Annotated in this window: 18 protein-coding genes; 8 read left to right on the top strand and 10 right to left on the bottom strand. The window is 69.4% G+C overall.

Annotated elements, in window-relative coordinates:
* Nucleotides 1–10 precede the first annotated feature (10 nt).
* A complete protein-coding gene (locus R8G01_11060; protein MDW3214530.1) occupies nt 11–1219 on the top strand; it encodes an MFS transporter in 1209 nt (402 codons plus the stop codon).
* A gap of 9 nt (nt 1220–1228) precedes the next feature.
* On the opposite strand, the gene R8G01_11055 is transcribed toward R8G01_11060, so the two are convergent.
* From R8G01_11055 to R8G01_11020, 8 genes are all read right to left on the bottom strand, one after another.
* On the bottom strand, nt 1229–2365 hold the full coding sequence (locus R8G01_11055) for a hypothetical protein (protein MDW3214529.1): 1137 nt from the start codon (nt 2363–2365) through the stop codon (nt 1229–1231).
* A 20-nt stretch (nt 2366–2385) separates the two neighbouring features.
* A complete protein-coding gene (locus R8G01_11050) occupies nt 2386–3003 on the bottom strand; it encodes a hypothetical protein (GenBank protein ID MDW3214528.1) in 618 nt (205 codons plus the stop codon).
* On the bottom strand, nt 3003–3944 hold the full coding sequence (locus R8G01_11045) for a nitronate monooxygenase (GenBank protein ID MDW3214527.1): 942 nt from the start codon (nt 3942–3944) through the stop codon (nt 3003–3005). The genes R8G01_11050 and R8G01_11045 overlap by 1 nt, the downstream gene beginning before the upstream one ends.
* 70 nt (nt 3945–4014) lie before the next feature.
* Nucleotides 4015–5016: a carbohydrate ABC transporter permease gene (locus R8G01_11040; protein MDW3214526.1), complete on the bottom strand. Its 1002-nt coding sequence runs from the start codon at nt 5014–5016 to the stop codon at nt 4015–4017.
* A gap of 1 nt (nt 5017) precedes the next feature.
* Nucleotides 5018–6964: an ABC transporter permease subunit gene (locus R8G01_11035; protein MDW3214525.1), complete on the bottom strand. Its 1947-nt coding sequence runs from the start codon at nt 6962–6964 to the stop codon at nt 5018–5020.
* A gap of 103 nt (nt 6965–7067) precedes the next feature.
* Nucleotides 7068–8531: an ABC transporter substrate-binding protein gene (locus R8G01_11030; protein ID MDW3214524.1), complete on the bottom strand. Its 1464-nt coding sequence runs from the start codon at nt 8529–8531 to the stop codon at nt 7068–7070.
* Nucleotides 8532–8715: 184 nt separating this feature from the next.
* On the bottom strand, nt 8716–9633 hold the full coding sequence (locus R8G01_11025) for a LysR family transcriptional regulator (protein ID MDW3214523.1): 918 nt from the start codon (nt 9631–9633) through the stop codon (nt 8716–8718).
* A 48-nt stretch (nt 9634–9681) separates the two neighbouring features.
* Nucleotides 9682–10584, bottom strand: coding sequence for an aldo/keto reductase (locus R8G01_11020; protein MDW3214522.1), 903 nt, complete (start codon nt 10582–10584; stop codon nt 9682–9684).
* A 134-nt stretch (nt 10585–10718) separates the two neighbouring features.
* Between R8G01_11020 and R8G01_11015 the strand changes: the two genes are divergently transcribed.
* Genes R8G01_11015 through R8G01_11000 form a run of 4 tightly spaced genes read left to right on the top strand, consistent with a single transcriptional unit; the run spans nt 10719 to nt 16599 of the window.
* Nucleotides 10719–11864, top strand: coding sequence for a Gfo/Idh/MocA family oxidoreductase (locus R8G01_11015; protein ID MDW3214521.1), 1146 nt, complete (start codon nt 10719–10721; stop codon nt 11862–11864).
* Complete coding sequence (locus R8G01_11010; GenBank protein ID MDW3214520.1) at nt 11861–12940, top strand: LLM class flavin-dependent oxidoreductase; 1080 nt, start codon at nt 11861–11863, stop codon at nt 12938–12940. The genes R8G01_11015 and R8G01_11010 overlap by 4 nt, the downstream gene beginning before the upstream one ends.
* Nucleotides 12941–12950: 10 nt before the next feature.
* Entirely contained in the window at nt 12951–13979 is a 1029-nt protein-coding gene (locus R8G01_11005) for a putative sulfate exporter family transporter (protein MDW3214519.1), read from the top strand.
* Nucleotides 13980–14031: 52 nt separating this feature from the next.
* A complete protein-coding gene (locus tag R8G01_11000) occupies nt 14032–16599 on the top strand; it encodes a glycoside hydrolase family 3 C-terminal domain-containing protein (protein MDW3214518.1) in 2568 nt (855 codons plus the stop codon).
* A gap of 21 nt (nt 16600–16620) precedes the next feature.
* On the opposite strand, the gene R8G01_10995 is transcribed toward R8G01_11000, so the two are convergent.
* Nucleotides 16621–17835 carry a CapA family protein gene (locus R8G01_10995; GenBank protein MDW3214517.1) on the bottom strand — a complete coding sequence of 405 codons (1215 nt, stop codon included), beginning with the start codon at nt 17833–17835 and terminating at the stop codon, nt 16621–16623.
* Nucleotides 17836–17906: 71 nt separating this feature from the next.
* Between R8G01_10995 and R8G01_10990 the strand changes: the two genes are divergently transcribed.
* The 3 genes from R8G01_10990 (at nt 17907) to R8G01_10980 (ending at nt 21291) form a co-directional block, all read left to right on the top strand.
* Nucleotides 17907–19328 (top strand): M20/M25/M40 family metallo-hydrolase, encoded by a 1422-nt coding sequence (locus tag R8G01_10990; GenBank protein ID MDW3214516.1) that lies wholly within the window; start codon nt 17907–17909, stop codon nt 19326–19328.
* Nucleotides 19325–20305: a DUF2817 domain-containing protein gene (locus R8G01_10985; GenBank protein ID MDW3214515.1), complete on the top strand. Its 981-nt coding sequence runs from the start codon at nt 19325–19327 to the stop codon at nt 20303–20305. Before R8G01_10990 ends, R8G01_10985 begins: the two co-directional genes overlap by 4 nt.
* 83 nt (nt 20306–20388) lie before the next feature.
* Nucleotides 20389–21291: an alpha/beta hydrolase gene (locus R8G01_10980; protein MDW3214514.1), complete on the top strand. Its 903-nt coding sequence runs from the start codon at nt 20389–20391 to the stop codon at nt 21289–21291.
* A 7-nt stretch (nt 21292–21298) separates the two neighbouring features.
* Here R8G01_10980 and R8G01_10975 read toward each other — a convergent pair whose 3' ends face one another.
* Entirely contained in the window at nt 21299–21673 is a 375-nt protein-coding gene (locus tag R8G01_10975; GenBank protein ID MDW3214513.1) for a gamma-glutamylcyclotransferase, read from the bottom strand.
* Nucleotides 21674–21675 lie beyond the last annotated feature (2 nt).

The raw sequence follows: 21675 nt of genomic DNA, 5'->3' as shown, positions 1-21675 counted from the left end.
CGGTGCGGCGATGAGCCCGAGTGCGACCGTCGACTCGCGTCGAGCGTGGTTCACCGTGGTCGCGGCGTTCTTCTCGTCGGCGGTGACGCTCGGCACGGCGTACAGCTTCGGCGCCTTCTTCGAGTCGATGAGCGAGGAGTTCGACGCGGCGGCCGGAGCGACCGCGGTCATCTTCGGCATCACGACGTTCTCGTTCTTCTGGTTGAGCATCGTGACGGGTCGCATGACCGACCGGTTCGGGCCGCGTCTGGTGCTGGTCGTCGGCGCCGTCGCGATGTTCGTCGGGTTGCTGCTCACGAGCCGCGTCGACTCGCTCGGTGCCGGCTACGTGACGTACGGCGCCGGTGTCGGCATCGCGGCGGCATGCGGGTACGTGCCGATGGTCGCCACGGTCGGCGGGTGGTTCGTGCGGTACCGGGCACTGGCGGTCGGGTTGGCGGTGGCGGGCATCGGGGTCGGCACGATGGTCCTGTCGCCGCTGTCGGCGGCGATGATCGACCGGTACGGCTGGCGTGACACGTACGTCGTGTTCGCGTTCGGCGGCGCCGCGGTCCTGCTCGCGTGCGTGCCGCTGGTCGATCGTCCGCCCGGCGACGGTTCGCCGCAACCGTCGCGGTTCGCCGATGCGCTGCGCAGCCCGGTGTTCCGACGCGTACACCTGTCGGCGTTCGCGCTCGGACTCGCCCTGTTCGTGCCGTTCGTCTTCGTCGGTCAGTACGCCAAGGAGCGCGGCATCGACGCGGTGCAGGCGGCCGTGCTCGTCGGCGTGCTGGGCGGGTCGAGCGTGCTGTCGCGGATCGGGTTCGGGTCGCTCGTGCGCCGCTTCGGTTCGTTCCGGCTGTACCGGGCGTGCTTCGTGATCCACGGCGTCAGTTTCCTGATCTGGCTCGTCGCCGGTTCGTCGTATGCGCTGTTGGTCGTGTTCGTCCTGGTGCTCGGCGTCGGCTACGGCGGGTTCGTGGCGCTCAGCCCGATCCTGATCTCCGACCGGATGGGCGTGGCCGGGCTCGGTTCGATCCTCGGCGTGCTGTACACGGCGCCAGGGCTCGGTGGGCTGCTCGGGCCGCCCGCCGCCGGCTGGCTGATCGACCGAACCGACTCGTACCGGTGGGCGATCATCGCCTGCGCGGTCGCGGCCGCATTGTCGGTCGCGCTGCTCACCGGTCTTCCGGTCGACGACGAGGGCCGACTCGAACGCGCCGACGACGCCCGCGGTTGACGGCCCCGATCAGGCCGTCCGCTCGTACCGGAGGATCTCGTCGACGACCTGCTGCTCGTCGTCGGTGATCGTGATCAGCTCGCGGTACTCGCGCCCGCCGGCCAGCGACTCGAGCACCGCCCACACCGGGTGGCGCTCGGTCCAGTACCGCTCGCCGAGCAACACCATCGGCGACGCCGGGCCGAACGACACGTAGTGATTCTGTGCCGCGTCCTGGAAGATCTCCTGGATCGTGCCGGCGCTGCCCGGGGCGAACACCACGCCGTAGGTCGCGATCGCGAGCAGTCCCTCTTCGCGCACACTGTTCGCGAAGTACTTGGCGATTCGAGTGGCGAATGCGTTCGGTGGCTCGTGGCCGTACATCCAGGTCGGGATGCCGATCGATTCGTAGCGGTCGGAGGCGGCCGGCAGCGGCCAGCGCTCACGAACGGCGAACGCTCGGTCGAGCCAATCGGGGTCCGCGTACTCCTGCCCCTCGACGGCGCCGGACGGCCGCGGCGCGAGGAGTTCGATCGCATGGTCGAGTTGGTCGTCGTCGAAGTTCGCCATCCAGGCGCCCAGATGTGTCGCCTCCATCGCGCCGGGGCCCCCACCCGACAGCATCAGCCGGTCGGAACGTGTGAGTGATCGCGCGATGCGTGCGATCGCGGCGTAGGTCGGGTCGCGGCGCTCGAGTCCGTGACCACCCATGATCGCCACCGGTTTGGTGCCGGCGATCGCCTCGTGCAACGCGTCGGTGATCGAGTGGTCGTGCAACCGGCGCGCCAGGCTCTCGTCGATCATCTCGGGGTATTGGCGGCCGGTCGCGACCCAGTGCCGGTACACGCGGGCATCGAGCGTCTCGTCGTAGGCCGCGCCGGCGGTCGGGTCGAACCCGGCGAAGAGTTCCTCCGGTGTGTAGAGCCGGGCCCGGTGCGCCGCGAACGGCCGCTCGTCGCCGTCGCGTATGACGGTCGCCCCGGTCGTGGTCAGGAACCCGGCCTGGGCCGGGGTCAACCGACACGACAGGAACAGACACCCGCGGAACGAACCCGACTCGAATCCCGGTTGGTCGCGCAGGTCGAGTTGCTGGAACGCGGCGGGTGGTCGGTCGTCGCCGAGCGCCAACCAGGCCGAACACGCTGCAGCATCGTCGATCTCGAGCATGAGACGGAAGCTACCCAGGCTCAGACGCTCCGGGTGAAACGCCCGATCTCGATGTCGTAGTCGAACCCGATGCGGGCCAGGTAGTTGCGATGGGTCTCGTTGCCACCGGGTGTGGTGACCCGTTCGATGCCCTCGGCGCGCAGCACGCGGGCCCCGTCGCCGAACAACCAGTGGCCCAGGCGGGAGTCGCGGTAGGCGCGCAGCACGTAGTCGAGTGTGATGTCGAGACATCGGTCGTGGAGGTCGCCGAGCACGACACCGGCCGGCAGACCGTCGCGGGTGAGCACGATCGCCACGTCGGGAGCATGCGTCGGGTCGTGTTCGGGCTGGAACATCTGGATGTCGCGGGCGTGGTTCGCGAGAAAGTCGGCGAGGAACGGGGAGTCGGGTGGCACGAAGACGGCGCCGAGATCGCGGCGTCCGCCGAGCTCGCGCGACAGGAACCAGACGTTGAGGCACGCGATCGACGCGTTGGTGATGATGATCGGGACCGAGCCGATCAGGAAGCCGTACGTGGTGAAGGTGACCGAGCCGGCGAGCGAGATCATTCGCAGACGGACGACCGATGTCATCGCCAGCGACGTGACGACGAGCGCCGACGCCAGGTAGCCGATCAGTTCCTGCCATTCGAACGACATCAGACCCCTCGGAGGCGAGCGACGACCTCGCCGAACTCGCGCACGGTGTCGGCGATGATGTCGGCGACCGGCCGGACGGCGTCGATGCGTCCGGCGACCTGTCCGCTCAGCGCGATCGCGGCGTTCATGTCGCCCCCGAAGTACAGCGCCTGCGCGTCGCCGAAGTCACCGAAGACGTTGTGGGCGGCGTCGACGAGCGCCTCCGTGCGATCGGTCCGCAGGGCCCGGAGTGCGGGGGAGTGGCGTTGATTGAGGAACAGGGTGTCGGTCTCGTCGGCATCGACGATCGCCTGCTTCCAGTTGTCGTGCACCGGGGACTCGGCCGCCGACACCATGCGCGTGCCCATCTGGACGCCCTCGGCACCGAGCGCGAACGCAGCGGCCATCGTGGCGCCGTCGATGATGCCGCCGGCGGCGATGATGGGGACGTCGACGCGTGAGCGGATCAGCGGGAGCAGCACCATGGTCGACACGGGTGTCGGACTCTTGAAGCCGCCACCTTCGCCGCCCTCGACGACCAGCCCGTCGACCCCGGCATCGACCGCCTTGAGCGCGGCCGAGAGCGTCGGGACGACGTGGTACACCGTGAGTCCGGCGCCTTTGAGGATCGACGTGTACTTGGTTGGGGAGCCCGCCGAGGTGGTCACGAACTTCACGCCCTGGTCGATCACGAACTCGGCGATCGCCGGATCGCGGACGAAGGCCTGTGCGATGTTGACCCCGAACGGTCGGTCGGTCAGGTCGCGCATCTTGGCGATCTCAGCCTTGACGGCGTCGAGTTCGCCCGACGAGGTCTCGATGATGCCGCAGGCGCCGGCGGCCGACACCGCCGACGCCAGGCGGCTGCGGGCGATCCAGCCCATCGGGGCCTGGACGATCGGGATCGGAACGCCGAGATCTCGGCTCACCCGGTTGTCGAACACGGCAGGGAGTTCGTTCACGCCGCGAACCTAATCAGTGGGTGCGTTCCCCGACCACGCTGGCCGGGGAACCCAGGGTCGACGGCGTCTCCTAGCCCTTGACGGCGCCGGCGAGCATGCCTCTGACGAAGTACCGCTGGAGGGCGAAGAACACGCACAGCGGGATGAACGACTGCACGAACGCAGCCGCGGGCAGCAGGTGTTCGTTGCGGCCGAAGTCGCCGGCGAGGTTCGCGATCAGGATCGTCGTGGGTCGAGCGTCGGGGTTGGTGCCGGCCATCGTGAGCGCGATCAGGAAGTCGTTCCAGGTCCAGAGGAACTGGAAGATCGCGAAGGCGGCGAGCACGGGGATCGACAACGGCAACACCAGCCGCCAGAAGATCGTGAAGTGGTCGGCGCCGTCGATGCGGGCCGCCTCGAACACGTCCTTCGGCAGGGCCGAGATGTAGTTGTGGATCAGGAAGATCGCGAACGGCAGACCGAACCCGGTGTGCGTCAGCCAGACCGCGGTCGTCGTGTTGACGAGGTCGAAGTCGGGGATCAGCGTGATCGTCTTGTCGATGAACGGCAGCGTCAGGTGGGCACCGGAGATCCACAACTGGAGCAGCGGGATCAGCGCGACCTGCAACGGCACGGCGAGCAGCGCCACGGTGGCGATGAACAGCGGCTTGCGACCCTTGAAGTCGATCCAGGCGAACCCGTACGCCGCGAACGCGGCGATCGCGATCGGGATGATCGTCGCCGGCACCGCGATCGCGACCGAGTTCAGGAGCGACTTGCCGAACCCCTGGTTGGACTCGAAGATCGTCCGGTAGTTGTCGAGCGTGCCCTCGCCCGCCTGCGTCTTCCAGAAGCCGGTCGAGCGCTGTGCATCGCGTTCGCGGAAGCCGTTGATAAACAGACCGACGGTCGGCAGGCTCCAGATCGCGACGATCAGCCAGAGCATCCAGGTCGGGATGCCCTTGAGGAGTCGGTAGACGCGATCGATCGGCCCGGAGCCGCCGTCGCCGCCGGTGCCGCTGCGCCCGTGTTCGCTCGCCATCGGGTCGGCGACGCCGCCCGGGTCGGTCTCGACCGTGGTGATGTTGCTCATCTCAGGCCTCCTCTTGCTGCATGCGACGGATGTTCATGACCATGACCGGGAGGACCGAGACGAAGATCAGGATGGCGAGTGCCGCCCCGAGTCCGAAGTCCTGGTTGAGGAACGCTTCTCGGTACATGTTGTTGGCGAGCACCTCGGTACCGAAGTTGCCGTTGGTGAGGACCTGCACGATGTCGTAGACCTTCATGACCAGCACGATCAGCGTCGTGACGACCACGCCGATCGTCGTGCTGATCGACGGGAGCGTGATCCGCCAGAACACCTGACCGTCGGTGGCGCCGTCGACCTTGGCCGCCTCGATGTACTCGGTCGGCACCGCCTTGATCGCCGCGGAGAGGATCACCATCGCGAACCCGGTCTGGATCCAGATCAGCACGACCATCAACCACATGTTGTTGAACGGGCCGTCCTGGATGAAGTTGATCGGGTCGCCGACGGTGCGTCCGCCGGCGTTGGTTCGCTGGCCTCCGACCCCGCCGCCGTAGATCTGCCAGTACCGCAGGAGGAACCAGCCGAGCAGGACGGCGAGCACACCCGGGATGACGGCGCGGGGGTACTCGCGTTTCACGAGTGCGTCGGCGACGAGCGCCATGACGCCGACGAAGATCGCGGTGAACACGAGGCCGAACACGATCGTGGCCACACCGCTGCCGGTGCTCAGCTTGCCGAGCCCGACCCAGAGCGCGTTCATCACGCCGGTCTGTTCCTTGCTCGAGTCGCGGGCGACGTACATGAACCGCCAGATGACCGAGGCGCCGACCAGCGAGATCGCCATCGGCATGAACACCAGCGACTTGGCCACCTTCTCGAACTTGGCGCCGTCGGCCAGGACCGCGATGGCGAGACCGATCGAGGTGGAGAAGAGGGTCACGACGACGACCCACCACAGGTTGTTCATGATCGTGCCGCGGACGGTCGTGAACACCGCGAACGACAGCAGCAGGCCGCCGAAGAGGAGGGGGCCCATGCTCGGGCTGCCCAGCTCGACCAATCGCCCGGTGCGACGACGCGCCCGCAGACCGAGGAGCAGCGCGACACCGAGCAGGACGAGGCCGGTGTAGAAGAGGCGGCTGGTGAACATGTCGGTCCACATCGAGGTGTCCCAACTCTTCGGATCCTGGAAGATCGCCCGGTAGTTGTCGAACCAGACGTAATCCTGGCTGTCGCGATCCTTGATCGACAGCAGCAGCGTCCGGAGCGCCGGAACCACGAGCATGGCGAAGATGAACAGCAGCGCCGGGCCGACGAAGATGACGGCGCGGGACTTCTGGTCGATCGCGGCCCGTCCGGTCGCGTCGGGTACGGCTCCCATGCCGATCCGGACGCCGACCAGTGCGGCGGGGACGATCATCGCGACGACGGCCCAGGCGGCGCTGCCGCCGCCGAGTTCGGGTGCACCCCAGGCACCGAGGATCCATCCGATCGCTCCGCCGATCAGGGCGCCGCCGAGCGGCGGTCGTTTGCGGAGTGCGCCGAGCCCGGCACCGACGACCGCGACGCCGACGGTCCAGCCGATGAGCGCAGCGGCGTCGAGTTCGGGTCGGTACTCGGCCCGCACGAAGCTCCCGACGAGTGCGCCGAGGGCGGCGAGCCCACCGACGCCGATCGCCAGCCGGCGGGTCGGGTCGTCGGTCGCCCCGAGGAGGAGGCCGATCAACGCAGCGCAGACACCGATGAGGAGCGGCAACCAGACCCAGTAGCCGAACTTGACCAAGCCCTCGGCGTCGGGGTCGCTGGAGTACCGCGTCACCCGGTTGCCGCTGATCAGCACGCCGACGAAGAAGCCGGACAGCCCGAACGCCAGCGCCGTGAACGTGCGCCAGTTCTGCTTGACCTGGTTGAACACCAGGTTGGCGCCGATCCAGATGCCCGCGCTGGCCCCGACAGCGACGATCACCGTGATGACGGTCGACAGCAGCTTGGAAAAGGTTTCCCCCATGTTGCAACCCCCTTGTTGGTCAATCTAGAACGAAAAAGGGCACCGGCACCAATGTGCCGGTGCCCCTTTCGGGTTCAGGTGTGTGTCAGCTCGTGCCGTCGGCTCAGCCGGCGGGCCACGATGCTTCGATGGTGTCGGCCGCTTCCTGGGCCGTGATGTCACCGTTGACGGCCGAGGTGCCCTCGGTCCAGAAGCTGCCGGCGCCGACGTCGGCGGGCATCAGGTCGGAGGCGTCGAACCGGACGATCGCGCTCTCGGAGAGGATGTCGAGGAACGACTGCTCGAGCGGCTGGTACACCGACGGGTCCTGACCGTTGACGGCGGACAGGAAGCCGGAGAGGGCGTCGCCGCCACCCTTCAGTGCCTGCTGTGCCGTCTGGCGTGCTTCGGCGTAGTCGGGCGTCGCCATGTAGGCGAGGAGCTCGTGGACCTCGGGGCGGTCGTTGAAGGCCGCTGCCAGGGTCCCGGCGCCGAGCACCGGCTTTGAACCGTCGATGTCGGGGAAGTAGAACACGTCGACCGCGTCCTCGGAGCCGTCGGCGAACGCCGTGCCCTCGGGGATGAACGCCGAGTAGAACGACGCCTGACGGTGCATGTAGCAGTCACCGTTGACGAGCGGTCCACCGTTGTCCTGGAACGCCGTGGCGGCGATGGTGCCGCTGTTGGCGTAGACGTTGTCCTCGGTCCAGAGATCGAGCACGGTCTGCATCGACTCGACGATGCGCTCGTCGTTGAACGGGATCTCGTGGCTCACCCACTGGTCGTAGACCTCGGGGCCGTGCTGGCGCAGGACCATGTCCTCGACCCAGTCGGTGTAGGTCCAGCCCGTGGCCTGACCGGACTCGATGCCGACGCAGAGCGGCTTCGGGCCGCCGTCGGCGAGCATCTGGTCGATCAGTGCGGTGAACTCGTCGAAGGTCTCGGGCACGGCGTACCCGGCGGCCTCGAAGCGTGCCGGCTGGTACCAGACGAGCGACTTGAGGTCGGACTTGACCGGGACGCCCACCTGGGTGCCGTCGACGTTGCCGAACACGGTCCATGCCTCGGACCAGTTGTCGGCGGTCGCGGTGGCGGCGACGTCGGCCAAGGCCACGACGTCTCCGGCGCGGGCGAACTCGGCGAGCTTGCCGGGCTGCGGGAAGATCGAGATGTCGGGCGGGTTGCCGCCGGCGACCTGCACGTTGATGTTCGCTTCCCAGTTGGCGTCACCGAGGTACACGACCTCGACGCCGTTGTCGGCACCCCAGGCGCCCAGGACTTCCTGGATCGAGCCGGCTTCGGACTCGTCGCGCTCGGGACCGGTGATGATGATCGCGTCCTCGGACGTCTCGGGCAGTTCGCCGCCCTCGGGGACCGTTGCAGGAGCGGCGGTGTCGCCGGTGTCCTCGGTCATTTCCCCGGACGGCTGGTCCGTCACCTCCTCCGAGTCATCACCGGCGCCGCCGGTCGCCTCGTCGGCCGTGTCGGCCGGCGGTTCTGCGGTGTCGTCGTCGCTGTCGCCGCAGGCTGCGGCGATCAACGAGATGGCCAGCACGGGTGCCAGCACCTTGATTCGACGTGAAATCATTGATTCTCCCCTCGAGATGGGTGGGGGAATCCCACCCGCTGAAATTTTCTTCTGACCCGATGTTCACGGAGTCGCAGACCGGGGCCTGCTCCGCACAGCGTGCCATGAAAACGCTTACAGGTCAAGATCGGTCGGTCGTCGGGGCCACCGGACGGGGCGGCGCGCGCCCCGATCGGCAACGGTGTCAGCCGCTCGTGTTCGCGGCGCGGCCGACGATCGAGTCGACCAGCAATCGGGCGGGTCGCGCCGACGGTCTGGCTCCCCGCCACACCACGCGCACGGGCTGGATGATCGAGACCGAGCGGATCGTGAGCTCCGCGAGCCGGCCCGCCTCGAGGTCGCGATCGACCCGACAGCGGGGGAGGAATCCGACGCCGGCACCGTTGGCGACCGCGATTCGGACGGCGGCTGCGTTGTCGACCTCGATGTGTTCGCCGACGGCGCCGAGCTCGTGCGCGGCGAACGCATCCTCGATCACGTCGCGCGTGCCCGAACCGATCCGGGTCAGGATCATCGTCGACGTCACGATCTGGTTCGGGGTGAGCGACCGACGCCGTGCGGCCAACGGGTGTGACCGCCCGACGACCGCGACGAGTTGCTCGGTCGCGACCACTTCGGACCGCAGGCCGACCGGCGCCTGGGGGCCTTCGACGAACCCGAGCGCCACATCGCCCGAGCGCACGGCCTGAGCGACGCGCAACGTGTCGAGTTCGACCACGTCGACGCGCACGTCGTGGAACGGGATGGCAGCGGTCCATTCGGGCAGATGGTGTTCGGCGACGTGGCGCGTCGCCGCGATCCGCAGATGCGTCTCGTCATCGCGCAGTGAGGCGGCGCGGTCGGTCAGGGCGCCGGCTGCGACGAGGAGTTCTGCGCAGGCAGGAGCGAGACGCACCCCGCCGGCGGTCGCCGTCGAGCCGGTCGGGCTGCGTTCGAGCAGGGCGACGCCCAAGCGGCGTTCGAGCTTCTGCAGCTTGCTGGTGGCCGACGGTTGTGCGATCGAGTGCCGCGCCGCCGCCTTGGAGACGCTGCCGAGTTCGACGACCGAGAGGAACAGCCGGACGGCGGCGAGATCGACGCCGTCGGTGCCGAGCGGCGACATCGGCCCGCTATCCGGTTGGTCCGGTCGACGGCATCGCCGACGAGGCGGTCACGGCAGCGACTCGCCCATCGACGCCTGGACCAGCGTGTAGAGGTCGGCCCGGTCGAGCTCGACGTCGAGCGCCCGCAACGTGTCGACGATGCGCTCGGGACGTTGTGTCCCGATGATCGGGATCGGCGCGCTCGGATGGGCGAGGACGAACGCGATGGCGACGTGCGAGCGATCGACGTCTTCGCGTTCGGCGATGTGGTCGATCGCGGCGAGCAGGTCGGGATCGACCCCCTCGCCGGTGGCGAGCCGCCCGCCCGCGAGCGGACTCCACGCGAGTGGGAGCAGCCCGACCTCGGCGCAGTGGTCGAACGTGCCGTCGAACATCGGGTCGAGCGCGAGCAACGAGTACTCGGGCTGCACGGTGACGAGCGGGAACGGTAGGTGGGCTTGCAGCGCTGTCGTCTGCGCGGTCGTGTGATTGGAGATGCCGACCTCGCGGATCTTCCCGGCTTCGCGGAGCCGGGTCAGGACGTCGGCGACGTCGGCCGGGTGGCTGTACAGGTCGGCGCGATGGATCTGGTAGAGGTCGATCGTGTCGACGGCCAGCCGCCGCAGCGAGTCCTCGCAGGCGGTCGTCAGCCACTCGGCGGACGAGTCGTACGGCGTCGGCGGCCGGATCCCGCCCTTCGTGGCGAGGACCATACGATCGCGGAGGTGCGGTGCGTCGGTCAGCACGCGCCCCAGGAGCGCCTCGACCTCACCGAACCCGTCGCCGCCCCAGTCGAGGCCGTACACGTCGGCGGTGTCGATCAGGTTCATGCCGGCATCGATCGCGGTCTCGATCAGATTGCGTGCGGTCGCCAGGTCGTCGGTGGTGTAGCGCCATTGTCCGTACGAGATCGGTCCGACCTCGCCGAGGGATCCGATGGTGCGGTTGGCGGAGTGGATGAGCGAGGTCACGTCGCCGATGGTAGCGAGCGTCGGACTCGGTGTCGGCCCATCGGGAAGAAAATCCACCCCCATAGACATCACCTATGACCTCCGAGCCATGATCCACCTGGTCGTCCACCCGTATCTCTGATTGAGTGGCGGTCATGAGTACGGCTGCGCGTCCGATCCGCTACGGGGTGATCGGCACCGGGATGATGGGTGTCGAGCACATCGAGAACGTGATGGCGCTCGGCGATGCCGTCGTCACGGCGATCAGCGACACGCACGCCGACTCCCGGGCCAAGGGCGCCATGGCCGCCGGTCAGCAGGTGGCGGTGTTCGACGACCATCGCGAGCTGCTGGCGAGTGGGCTGTGCGACGCGGTCGTGATCGCGACGCCCAATCACACGCACATCGACGTGCTGCCCGATGCGCTCGCCGCCCCCGTGCACGTGATGATCGAGAAGCCGCTGTGCACCACGGTCGCCGACTGCGAACGGATCCTCGAGTTGGCTGCCGACCGGCCCGACGGGTGGATCACCTGGATGGCGATGGAGTATCGCTACATGCCCGCCGCCGCCGACCTGATCGCTCGGGTCCACGACGGCGCCGTCGGTCGACCTCGCATGGTCGCGATCCGCGAGCACCGGTTCCCGTTCCTCGTCAAGGTCGACAACTGGAACCGCTTCAGCGAGAACACCGGTGGCACCCTCGTCGAGAAGACGTGTCACTTCTTCGACCTGATGAACCTGATCCTGCAGGAACACCCGGTCCGGGTGATGGCATCGGGCGCGCAGGACGTCAACCACCTCGACGAGGAGTACGACGGGCGCACCCCCGACATCCTCGACAACGCCTACGTCATCGTCGAGTACCCGAGCGGGGCACGGGCGTTGCTCGACCTCTGCATGTTCGCCGACGCGACCGAGGAGCAGGAGGAGATGTCGGTGGTCGGCGAACTCGGCAAGGTCGAGGCCCGTCTGCCGTCCGGCACCGTGGTCGTCGGTCGACGCGGCGAACACTGGATCGGCGACGTGGAGAAGTATGTCTCGACCGATGAACGGATCGCCTTCGAAGGCTTCCATCACGGCTCGAGCTACCTCGAGCACGCCCAGTTCATCGAGGCGATCCGCACCGGGGGGCAGCCGGCGGTCACGCTGGTCGACGGCTACTGGGCGGTCGCGATGGGTGCCGCAGCGCACCGCAGTATCGAGCTCGGCCGGCCGGTCGAACTCACGGAGATCATGCAACACGCCGGCGCCGCTGCGTCGGCGAACGACGACGTCACGACCGGAGGAACGGCCCGATGAGTGTGGAAATGTCCTGGTTCAGCGCCCTGTGCGACGACGACTACGAGTTCCTGGGTGTGCCGGACCAAGAGCTGAAGAGCTCGTGGGAGCACTGCCGGAACATCGTGCTCACCGCCGACCGGTACGGGTTCGACAACGTGCTGCTGCCGTCCGGGTACGCGCTCGGGATCGACAACACGGCGTTCGCGGCGGGCATGGCGCCGATGACCTCGCTCCGGATGCTCCTGGCCGTGCGGTGCGGCGAGCTCGTCGTCCCCCAGCTCGCCAGGCAGCTGGCGACCCTCGACCAGATGATGGACGGGCGGCTGACCGTCAACATCATCTCCTCGGAGATGCCCGGCGAGCAGCTCGACAGCGAACCCCGCTACCGGCGTTCGACCGAGGTCATGTACGCGTTGCGTCGCCTCCTCGACGGTGAGCCGCTCGACTTCCACGGCGAGTTCGTCGACCTGACCGTCGAGCCGCCGCGGGTGGGCACGGTCAGCGGACGCAGCCCGCTGTTCTACTTCGGCGGGCTGTCGCCGGCGGCGCGCGAGTGTGCGGCCGCCGGTGCCGACGTGTTCCTCATGTGGCCCGACACGACCGACAAGATGCTCGCCGTCAAGGACGACATGGATGCCCGCGCCGCTGCGAAGGGACGATCGCTCCGCTACGGCTGGCGATCGCACGTCATCGTCCGTGAGACCGAGGAGGAGGCACGCGCCGCCGCGTCGCGGTTGCTGTCGAAGCTCGACGTCGAGACCGGCGAGCAGATCCGCAAGCGCTCGCTCGACTCGGCGTCGGCCGGCGTCGCCAACCAGGCGGCGCTCCGGGAGGCGGCGGACGAGGACGGCTATGTCGAGCGTCACCTCTGGACCGGGGTCGGTCGGGCGCGCTCCGGCGCCGGTGCCGCGATCGTGGGCGATCCCGATCAGGTGCTCGGCAAGATCCAGGAGTTGACCGCCGCCGGGATCGAGGCGTTCATCCTCTCGGGGTATCCGCACGCCGCCGAATGTGACCTGTTCGCCCGGCACGTGCTGCCCCACATCGACCACGGGCGGTTGGAGTTCGAGCCCGATCCCGTCGTCATCGACTGACGTGCCCAGCGTGCAGGCCCCCCGAAGCGCGCCGGTCGAGACCGTCGCGCCACGCGGCCCGCTGCTCGAACGCGCGCCCGGCGTCCTCGCCGTCGTCGCGGTCGCCGCCGTCGCCACGCTCCTCGCCGGACTCTCCTCGTCGGTGTCACCGCTGGTGGCCGGGGTGGTGTTGGGCGCCGTCGTCGCCAACACCGTGCCGGTGTCCGAACGGCTGACGTCGGGCATCACCTTCTGCGCCCGACCGATCCTCCGTGCCGGCGTGGTCCTGCTCGGCCTCCGGCTCTCGCTGGGTGACCTGGCCGGGCTCGGCGTCGACGGCCTCGTCGTCGTCGCCGGTGTGGTGACCATCACGTTCATCGGGACCCAGTGGATCGCCCGCCGGCTCGGCATCGGCCCCGACATGGGCCTGCTGGTCGCGACCGGGTACTCGATCTGCGGCGCCTCGGCGATCGCCGCGATGGACGGTGTCGTGGGCGCCGACGAGGAGGAGACCGCGTACGCGATCACGTTGGTCACACTGTGCGGCACGTTGTCGATCGCCGTGCTCCCGTTGATCGCCGGGGCGATCGACCTGTCGGGTGCCGCGTTCGGCACGTGGGTCGGCGGTGCGGTGCACGACGTCGGCCAGGTCGTCGCCACCGCCAGCCAGGACGGCGACCGGGCGCTCGAGGCCGCGACCGTCGTGAAGCTCACACGCGTCGTGCTGCTGGCTCCGCTGGTGGCCGTCGTCGCGCTCCGGCGTCGGGCGGCGCGGCCCCAGGTCGGGTCGGACACCGCACACCCGCCGTTGCTCCCCGTGTTCGTCATCGGGTTCCTCGGAGCGATCGTCCTCCGGTCGAGTGGCGTGCTCGGCGATCGGGCGCTCGGATGGGCCGGCGACGTCGAGAAGCTGCTGCTGACCGTCGCGCTCGTCGCGCTCGGATTCGGTGTCCATGTCGCGAAGATGCGCCGGCTCGGAGGCCGTCCGCTGGTGCTCGGCCTGATGGCGTGGGTGCTGGTCGCCGGCACGGCGTACGCCGGTACCGCACTCGTCACCTGACCCTGTGATCACCGGTGCGACCGGCACAACGCGACATGGCAGTGTTGGCGCCATGAGTGCAGCTCCACCTCCCGAGCGGACCGTCGCGACGGTCGCCGATCTGAGTCTCGACGAAAAGGCCGCGATCTCGGCCGGCTCCGGGTTCTTCACGTTCACGGGAGTGCCGCGGCTGGGCATCCCGAACTGGGCCACCACCGACGGCCCGAACGGGGCGAGAGGTTCGTCGTTCCTCGGTTCGGGCGACTCCGAGGCCACGTGCATCCCGTCGGGGTCGGCGCTCGGTGCCACCTGGAACCCGACCCTCGTCGAGGAGCTCGGCGAGATACTCGGTCGCGAAACCCGCACGAAGCAGGCGCGGGTGCTGCTCGCTCCGACGGTCAACCTGCACCGGTCGCCGCTCGCCGGTCGCAACTTCGAGTGTTTCTCCGAAGACCCGCTGCTCAGCGGCAAGCTGGCAGCGGCGTACATCCGGGGCGTGCAATCACAGGGCGTGGTGACCACCGTCAAGCACTTCGTCGGCAACGAGTGCGAGACCGACCGGTACACGAGCAACTCGATCATCGACGAACGTGCGCTGCGCGAGCTCTATCTCGTGCCGTTCGAGTACGCGGTCGAGCAGGGCGGCACGCTCGGCATCATGACGGCGTACAACCGACTCAACGGTGCCTACTGCAACGACCAGGCTTGGTTGTTGACCGGCGTGCTTCGCGACGAGTGGGGCTTCGAGGGCTTCATCACGACCGACTGGCTCGCCGGTGCCGACACCGTCCTCGCCGCCGGGGCCGGACTCGACATCGAGATGCCGGCGGGCAGCCGTGCCTTCGGTGAGCAGCTGGCGGCTGCCGTGCGCGACGGCCGGGTGCCCGACGCCGCGCTCGACGCGATCGCCGAGCGCCTGCTCGGGGTGTTCGAACGGATCGGGGCGTGGCACGACGAACCCGGTGCCGAGCAGTCGATCGACGTCCCCGAGCACCGCGCTGCGGCGCATCGCGCTGCAGCCGAGGCGATGGTGCTGCTCCGCAACGAACCGGTGGCGGGTCGCCCGGTGCTCCCGCTCGACGTCGCGTCGGTCGGCTCGATCGCGGTGATCGGCCCGAACGCGGCGAGGGCTCAGATCATGGGTGGCGGATCGGCGAACCTGCGTCCGTTCCATCGCACCAGCCCGATCGACGCCCTCCGGGCGCGGCTGGGCGATCGCGTCGACATCGCGTTCGAGCCCGGTTGCCTGATCGACAAGTCGGCGCCGCTGCTCGCCGGGTCGAGCATCGAGGATCCCGATGGCGAGCAAGGCTTCCGCGTCGAGATCTTCGACAACGCCGCGTTCGAGGGGGAACCGGCTGCGGTCGTCAACCGAGACACGAGTCGGTTCACGTTCGGCAGCGACCAGCTGCCCGAGCCGGCCAGGTCGGCGTTCTCGGCGCGGGGGACGACGCGGTTCACCGCGCCGACGGCCGGCACGTACCGGTTCGAGGTGACCCAGGTGACGGGAACCCGAGTGTTGCTCGACGGCGAGGTCGTCGTCGACGGCGTGACCGACCCGCCGCGGCCCGGAACGGCGTTCTTCGGCTTCGGTGGCAGCGTGTCGCCCGTCGATGTCGAACTGGAGGCCGGGTCGACGCACGAACTCGTGATCGAGACGGTGGCGCCGCGGGTGCTGATGTTCGCCGGCGCCGACGTCGGCGTGCGCATGCCGATCGGCGACGACGCGTTCGATCGTGCCGTTGCGACCGCAGCCGCGGCCGACGTCGCGATCGTCGTCGTCGGCACCAACGACGACTGGGAGACCGAGGGCGAGGACCGTTCGACGCTCGCGCTGCCCGGCGAGCAGGACGCGCTCGTCTCCGCCGTACTCGCCGCGAATCCGAACACGATCGTCGTCGTCAACACCGGCTCACCGGTCACGATGCCGTGGGTCGACGACGCCCCGGCGATCCTGCAGTCGTGGTTCGGTGGTCAGGAGATGGCGCCGGCGCTCGTCGACGTGCTGACGGGGGCGGCCGACCCGGGTGGTCGGCTGCCGACCACGTTCCCGGTCTCCATCCGGCAGACGCCGTCGTACGGCAACTTCCCCGGCGACAACGGCCAGACGCCCTACGCCGAGGGCATCTTCATGGGGTACCGGTGGTACGACGCCCGCGAACTCGAACCGCTGTTCGCGTTCGGGCACGGCGGTTCGTACTCGACGTTCGAGATCGGCGCCCCGACCGCGTCGAGCGACACGTTCGCTCCCGGTGACACGCTGACCGTCACCGTCGACGTCACCAACACGGGCGACCGTCGTGGCTCCGAGGTCGTGCAGTGCTACGTGCGGCCGGCCGCGAGCCGGATCGTGCGGCCGGAGCAGGAACTCAAGGCGTTCGGCAAGGTGACGCTCGACCCGGGTGAGACCGGCGCGGTCACCCTGGAGTTCGACGACCGCTCGTTCGCCTACTGGGACCCGGCGCAGCCCGAGTGGCCGGAGGTGCAGGCGCACACGGCGGCAACCCTCCCACAGCTGCAGGCGGCCGTCCGGCGCACCGAGCCGGGATGGACGATCGAGTCGGGCGGGTACGAGCTGGTGATCGCCCGGTCGTCGGTCGACCCGGTCCACACGCTGACGATCGAGGTCACCGCCGGCTGATCGTCGGGGGTCCGCCGCACCTCAGCTCGCCGGCGTCATGAACGCACCGAGGATCCGTTCGGTGCGCTCACGCGAACGCTCGAGCCGGCCGCGCTGTCCGGCGCCGATGTCGGTGCGGGCCAACTCGTCGTCGACCAGCCGGACGAGCCACCCGGCATCGTGGTCGACCCAGGTGGGATGGACCGCGATGTTCGAGACGGTCACGGTGTCGCGTTCGTCGACGGTCACGTCGAGGGTGACGACCGAAGCGTCCTGACTCGCGTCCGGCCAGCGGTCGCTCGTCGGCAGGTTCGACAGGATGTTGCCCAACCCGTACAGCACCCACGTGCCGTTGACCAGCTCGATCGGTTGCAGGACGTGCGCATGATGACCGACGACGAGATCGATCAGCCCCTCGGCGGTGATCTCGTCGGCGATCTCGCGCTGCCACCCCGTCGGTGCGTGCACCCCTTCGGCGCCCCAGTGCATGCTGGCGATCACCACGTCGGCCCCGAGCGCCCTGGCCGCGGTCGCGTCGGCGATGATCCGTTCCGGGTCGATCACGGCCGAGCGCCAGTCCTCGCCCTCGGGGAACGACAGACCGTTGTAGCTGAACGTGTACGAGAGGTGCGACACCGTGACGCCGTCGACGTCGACGACCTGTGGCTCGATCTCCGCGGGCCGTCGAGCCATCCCCGATTGTGCGATGCCGTTCGCCTCGAGCACGTCGACCGTGCGATCGACACCCGCCGTGCCGCGGTCGGCTGCGTAGTTGCTTGCCGTCGAGCACCGATCGAATCCGGCGGCGGCGATCGCGTCGACCACCTCGGCCGGGACGCCGTAGAACGGATTGGTGGAGAGCTCCTCGCCGACGGGGGCGATCGGGGTCTCCAGATGGCACACGGCCAGGTCGACGTCGGCATGGAGCGGACCGAGGGCCGCCAGCATCGGGCGAAAATCGAAGCCGGGGTCGGGTTCGTGGTTGCGGGCAGCGCGACGCCAGAGCGGGCTGTGGGGGAGGATGTCGCCGCTGAAGGCCATGCGGATGGTGCGCGGTCGGTCCGGCTCCGTCGTGGTGCTGGTCGTGCTGATCATCGTGGTGCTGGTCGTGCTGGTCGTCGTGGTGGTGCTGGTCGTCGGCTCGGCGGCCGTCGGTCCCGACGGGGTCGCGACGTCGACCGTGGTGGCCGACCGGCTCGACGCGGTGGTGGAACAGGCACCGAGCCCGATCACGAGGAGCAACGCGATCGGTCGCATCGATCCAGCATCGCAGGTCGGCGGGCGCCGGTGCCGGGCCGTGCGCCACCCGAGGCCGTACCGTTGCGGACATGTCGCTGTCCGAATCCGCTGCCCAACTCGTCGACGCCCGCTGGCAGGAGATCGTGCCGGTCCTCGAGGAGTACATCGCGATCCCGAACGTGAGTGAGTCGTTCGACCCGGAGTGGCGTGAGCACGGGCACATGGCCACGGCCGTCGAGTTGGTCCGCAGCTGGTGCGCCGCTCGGCCCATCCCCGGCCTCACCGTCGAGGTCGTCGAGTTGCCCGGCCGCTCGCCCGTCGTGCTGGCCGAGGTGCCGGCGACGCCGGGGGCCGATCCCGACGACACGGTGCTGCTCTACGGCCATCTCGACAAGCAGCCCGAGATGGAGGGCTGGCGTGACGACCTGGGGCCCTGGACGCCGGTGCTCGAGGGCGACCGGCTGTACGGCCGCGGCGGCGCCGACGACGGCTACGCCGCGTTCGCGAGCCTCACGGCGATCGAGGCCGTGCACGCCGCCGGCGGCGAACACGGTCGACTCGTCGTGTTGATCGAAGCGAGCGAGGAGTCGGGCTCGCCCGACCTGCCCGCCTACGTCGAGGCGCTCGCCGATCGGATCGGTTCGCCCTCGCTGGTGGTCTGTCTCGATTCGGGCTGCATCGACTACGACCGGATGTGGGTCACCACGTCGCTGCGCGGCATGGCCTCGGCGACGGTGCGCATCGACATCGTCCGCGAAGGTCTCCACTCGGGTGACGTGTCGGGCATGGTGCCGTCGACCTTCCGGATCGCTCGAATGCTGCTGTCGCGGATCGAGGACGAACGCACCGGGGAGGTGCTGCTCGAGTCGGCCGCGGTCGAGATCCCCGCCGACCGCGTCGCCCAGGCCGAGCAGACGGGCGCCGAGATCGGGCGCATCGGCGACCACTACCCGTTCGTCGACGGGGCCGGGCCGACCACCGACGACCCCGCCGAACAGCTCCTCGCCCGGACCTGGCGGGCCACACTGAGCGTCGTCGGCGCCGAAGGCCTGCCGCCGGTCGCCCGTGCCGGCAACGTGCTCCGGCCGAGCACCACGCTGAAGCTGTCGGTCCGGGTGCCGCCGACCGCCGACGCCGAAGCGACGCTCGAGGAGTTGGTGACGACGCTGCGCGCCGACCCGCCGTACGGCGCGCGCGTCGAGATCAGCGGGACCGAGTCCGGACCGGGCTGGAACGCTCCGCCGTTGGCGCCGTGGTTGGAACAGGCGCTCGACGACGCGTCGAGTCGGGCATTCGGGCAACCGGCCAGGCTGTTCGGCGAGGGTGGGTCGATCCCGTTCATGGGCATGCTCGGCGAACGGTTCCCCGACGCCCAATTCGTGATCACGGGAGTGCTGGGTCCGGACGCGAACGCCCACGGCCCGAACGAGTACCTGCACCTGCCGACCGCCCGCAAACTGACGCTCGCGGTCGGCGACCTGCTCGACGCCCACGCCCGGCGCAACCCATGATGCGACGTCCGGCCGCACTGCTCGGTGCCGCCGGGCTCGTGCTCGGCGCCACGGCGTGCTCCACCGACCCCGCCGAGTCGACGGCGACCTCCGCGGCGTCGACCTCCACGACACCCGCCCCGACGACGGCAACGCCGACGTCCACGCCGACCTCCACGACGACCACGGCGATCCCGGCGACGACCAGCACCACCACCTCGACGACCACCACGACCACCACGACCACGACGACCAGCACGTCCACGCCGAGCACCACCACGACCACGACGTTGCCGCCGCCCGCGTTGCCGGCGGGGATCGAACCGATCGACGCGCTCGCGTTCCCGACCGATGTCGAGGTGGAGATCGGACGGTCGGTCGAAGGACGGCCGATCACGGTGATCCGCCGCGGCGACCCCTCCGGCACCAGGGTGCTGGCCGTCGGAGCGATCCACGGCAACGAGGCCGACGGGGTCTCGATCATCGACCGACTGGCGGTCGAACCCGTTCCCGACGGCGTGGAACTGTGGCTGGTCCGCTCGATGAACCCCGACGGTCAGGCGCGATCCGACCGCCAGAACGCCAACGCGGTCGACCTCAATCGCAACTTCCCCGAGAACTGGGACGTACTCGGCGAGCCGGGTTTCTGGCAGTACGGCGGCTCGGCACCCGCGAGCGAACCCGAGACCAGGGCGATGGTCGCGCTCGGTGCCTCGGTGCAGCCGCAGATCATCCTCTGGTACCACCAGGACCTGTTCCGGATCGCGCCCGGCTCGGGCCGGTCGGGTGAGATCCGTACCCGCTACGCCGACGTCGCCGGTCTACCGGTCGTCGACATCACCGGTGGTACCTACACCGGCACGGCGTCGCAGTGGTCGCGCACGGTGATCCCCGAGGCCGGGGTCGGCATCACCGTCGAACTCGGCCCGACACTGTCGGAGGAGGAGATCGTCGCCCACGTCGGCGCCGTGTACACGATCGCCACCGAGTTCTTCTGATTCGCCGCGCGGCGGATCTCCCGGCACGGTTCCGCGGCGGCGCACTACGGTGGCGTCGCACGCACCGACCCAGGAGGTCGCTCATGGCAAGTCTTCCCGCACGGCTCCAACGTCCGGTCGTCCGTCTGATCGGTCGTCGCCTCGCAGCGGCCACCACCGCGGAGCGGATGCGCCGCGTGATCGGACGGGCCAACGCCCTGCTCGCTCCGTGCCTGGGTGTCACCACCGCCCCCGTCGAGCTCGGTGGACGCGACGGTCTGCGGCTGACGCCCAGCGGATCGGCGACCCCCGAGCGGGCCGTGCTCATGTTCCACGGCGGGGGTTACGTGTTCGGGTCGCCCAGGATGTACCGGCCGCTCGCCGGCCGCGTCGCCAAGGCCGCTTCCGCCGCCGTCTACCTCCCGTCGTACCGGTTGGCGCCCGAGCACCCGCACCCAGCGGCCGTCGACGACGGGCTGGCCGCGTACCGGGCGCTGATCGAACAGGTGCCCGTGGAGCGTCTGGCCGTCGGTGGCGACTCCGCCGGCGGCGGGCTCTCGGTGGCGGTACTCCAGGCAGCCCGACGTGCGGGTCTCCCGATGCCGGCCTGCTTGGTGCTGCTCAGCCCGTGGCTCGACCTGACCGGCGACGGTGAGAGCCATACGGCGAATGCCGACTCCGAGATCCTGATCCTGCCGGCGTCGGTCGAGCGTGCGACGCGCTTCTATCGCGGTGACGTCGCCGCCGACGACCCGGCCGTCTCTCCGCTGTTCGGTGACCTGACCGGACTCCCACCGACGCTCGTCCAGGTGTCGCGCAACGAACTGCTGTTCAGCGACAGCGACACGTTCGCCGACCGCGCTGGAGCCGCCGGGGTCGATGTCGATCTCCGGGTGGCCGACGACCTGTGGCACGTCTGGCACCTGATGGCACCGGTCGTACCGGAGGCCCGCGCCTCGATCGCCGAGATCGGCGAGTTCGTGCGCCGTCACGCTGCCGAGCGGTGACGTCGGGTCAGCGGACGGGGCGGTCGAACCAATCGCCGGACGGGATCGGCGTCAGTTCGAGGCCGTCGCCGTAGGCGTACGCCCACGCGTCGATGCCCCCGGCCGTGACGACCCGCACCCGTCGGTACACGCCGTCGACCGTGTCCTCCTCCTCGTCGAGGACGGCCAGTGCATCCACGAGCAGTTCGGCATTCAGCCGGTAGGTGCGCCCGTGGATCCGGTCGCCCTCGCCGAACACGGCCGCCGGATACTCGAGACCCGTGTCGAACAGCCGGCCGGTCGTCGTGTCGTCGACCCCCTCGTCGTCGACGTACCGCTGCAGCAGCGGCCACCGGACGTCGCCAGGACGGAGCGTGCCGTACACGAACAGGAACTCGGTCATCG

It is taken from the genome of Ilumatobacteraceae bacterium, assembly GCA_033344875.1.
Taxonomy (GTDB): Bacteria; Actinomycetota; Acidimicrobiia; order Acidimicrobiales; family Ilumatobacteraceae; genus Ilumatobacter.
The sequence above is the reverse complement of the archived record's forward strand: the minus strand, read 5'-3'. Positions and strand labels throughout refer to the sequence as shown.

Bases quoted from the DNA above. Each gene is read 5' to 3' on its own strand.
- R8G01_11015 (MDW3214521.1), top strand. From the start codon at position 10,719: ATGAGTACGGCTGCGCGTCCGATCCGCTACGGGGTGATCGGCACCGGG.
- R8G01_11040 (MDW3214526.1), bottom strand. From the start codon at position 5,016: ATGAGCAACATCACCACGGTCGAGACCGACCCGGGCGGCGTCGCCGAC.
- R8G01_10995 (MDW3214517.1), bottom strand. From the start codon at position 17,835: ATGCGACCGATCGCGTTGCTCCTCGTGATCGGGCTCGGTGCCTGTTCC.
- R8G01_11010 (MDW3214520.1), top strand. From the start codon at position 11,861: ATGAGTGTGGAAATGTCCTGGTTCAGCGCCCTGTGCGACGACGACTAC.
- R8G01_10985 (MDW3214515.1), top strand. From the start codon at position 19,325: ATGATGCGACGTCCGGCCGCACTGCTCGGTGCCGCCGGGCTCGTGCTC.
- R8G01_11055 (MDW3214529.1), bottom strand. From the start codon at position 2,365: ATGCTCGAGATCGACGATGCTGCAGCGTGTTCGGCCTGGTTGGCGCTC.
- R8G01_11060 (MDW3214530.1), top strand. From the start codon at position 11: ATGAGCCCGAGTGCGACCGTCGACTCGCGTCGAGCGTGGTTCACCGTG.
- R8G01_10990 (MDW3214516.1), top strand. From the start codon at position 17,907: ATGTCGCTGTCCGAATCCGCTGCCCAACTCGTCGACGCCCGCTGGCAG.
- R8G01_11050 (MDW3214528.1), bottom strand. From the start codon at position 3,003: ATGTCGTTCGAATGGCAGGAACTGATCGGCTACCTGGCGTCGGCGCTC.
- R8G01_11025 (MDW3214523.1), bottom strand. From the start codon at position 9,633: ATGTCGCCGCTCGGCACCGACGGCGTCGATCTCGCCGCCGTCCGGCTG.
- R8G01_11030 (MDW3214524.1), bottom strand. From the start codon at position 8,531: ATGATTTCACGTCGAATCAAGGTGCTGGCACCCGTGCTGGCCATCTCG.
- R8G01_10975 (MDW3214513.1), bottom strand. From the start codon at position 21,673: ATGACCGAGTTCCTGTTCGTGTACGGCACGCTCCGTCCTGGCGACGTC.
- R8G01_11000 (MDW3214518.1), top strand. From the start codon at position 14,032: ATGAGTGCAGCTCCACCTCCCGAGCGGACCGTCGCGACGGTCGCCGAT.
- R8G01_10980 (MDW3214514.1), top strand. From the start codon at position 20,389: ATGGCAAGTCTTCCCGCACGGCTCCAACGTCCGGTCGTCCGTCTGATC.
- R8G01_11035 (MDW3214525.1), bottom strand. From the start codon at position 6,964: ATGGGGGAAACCTTTTCCAAGCTGCTGTCGACCGTCATCACGGTGATC.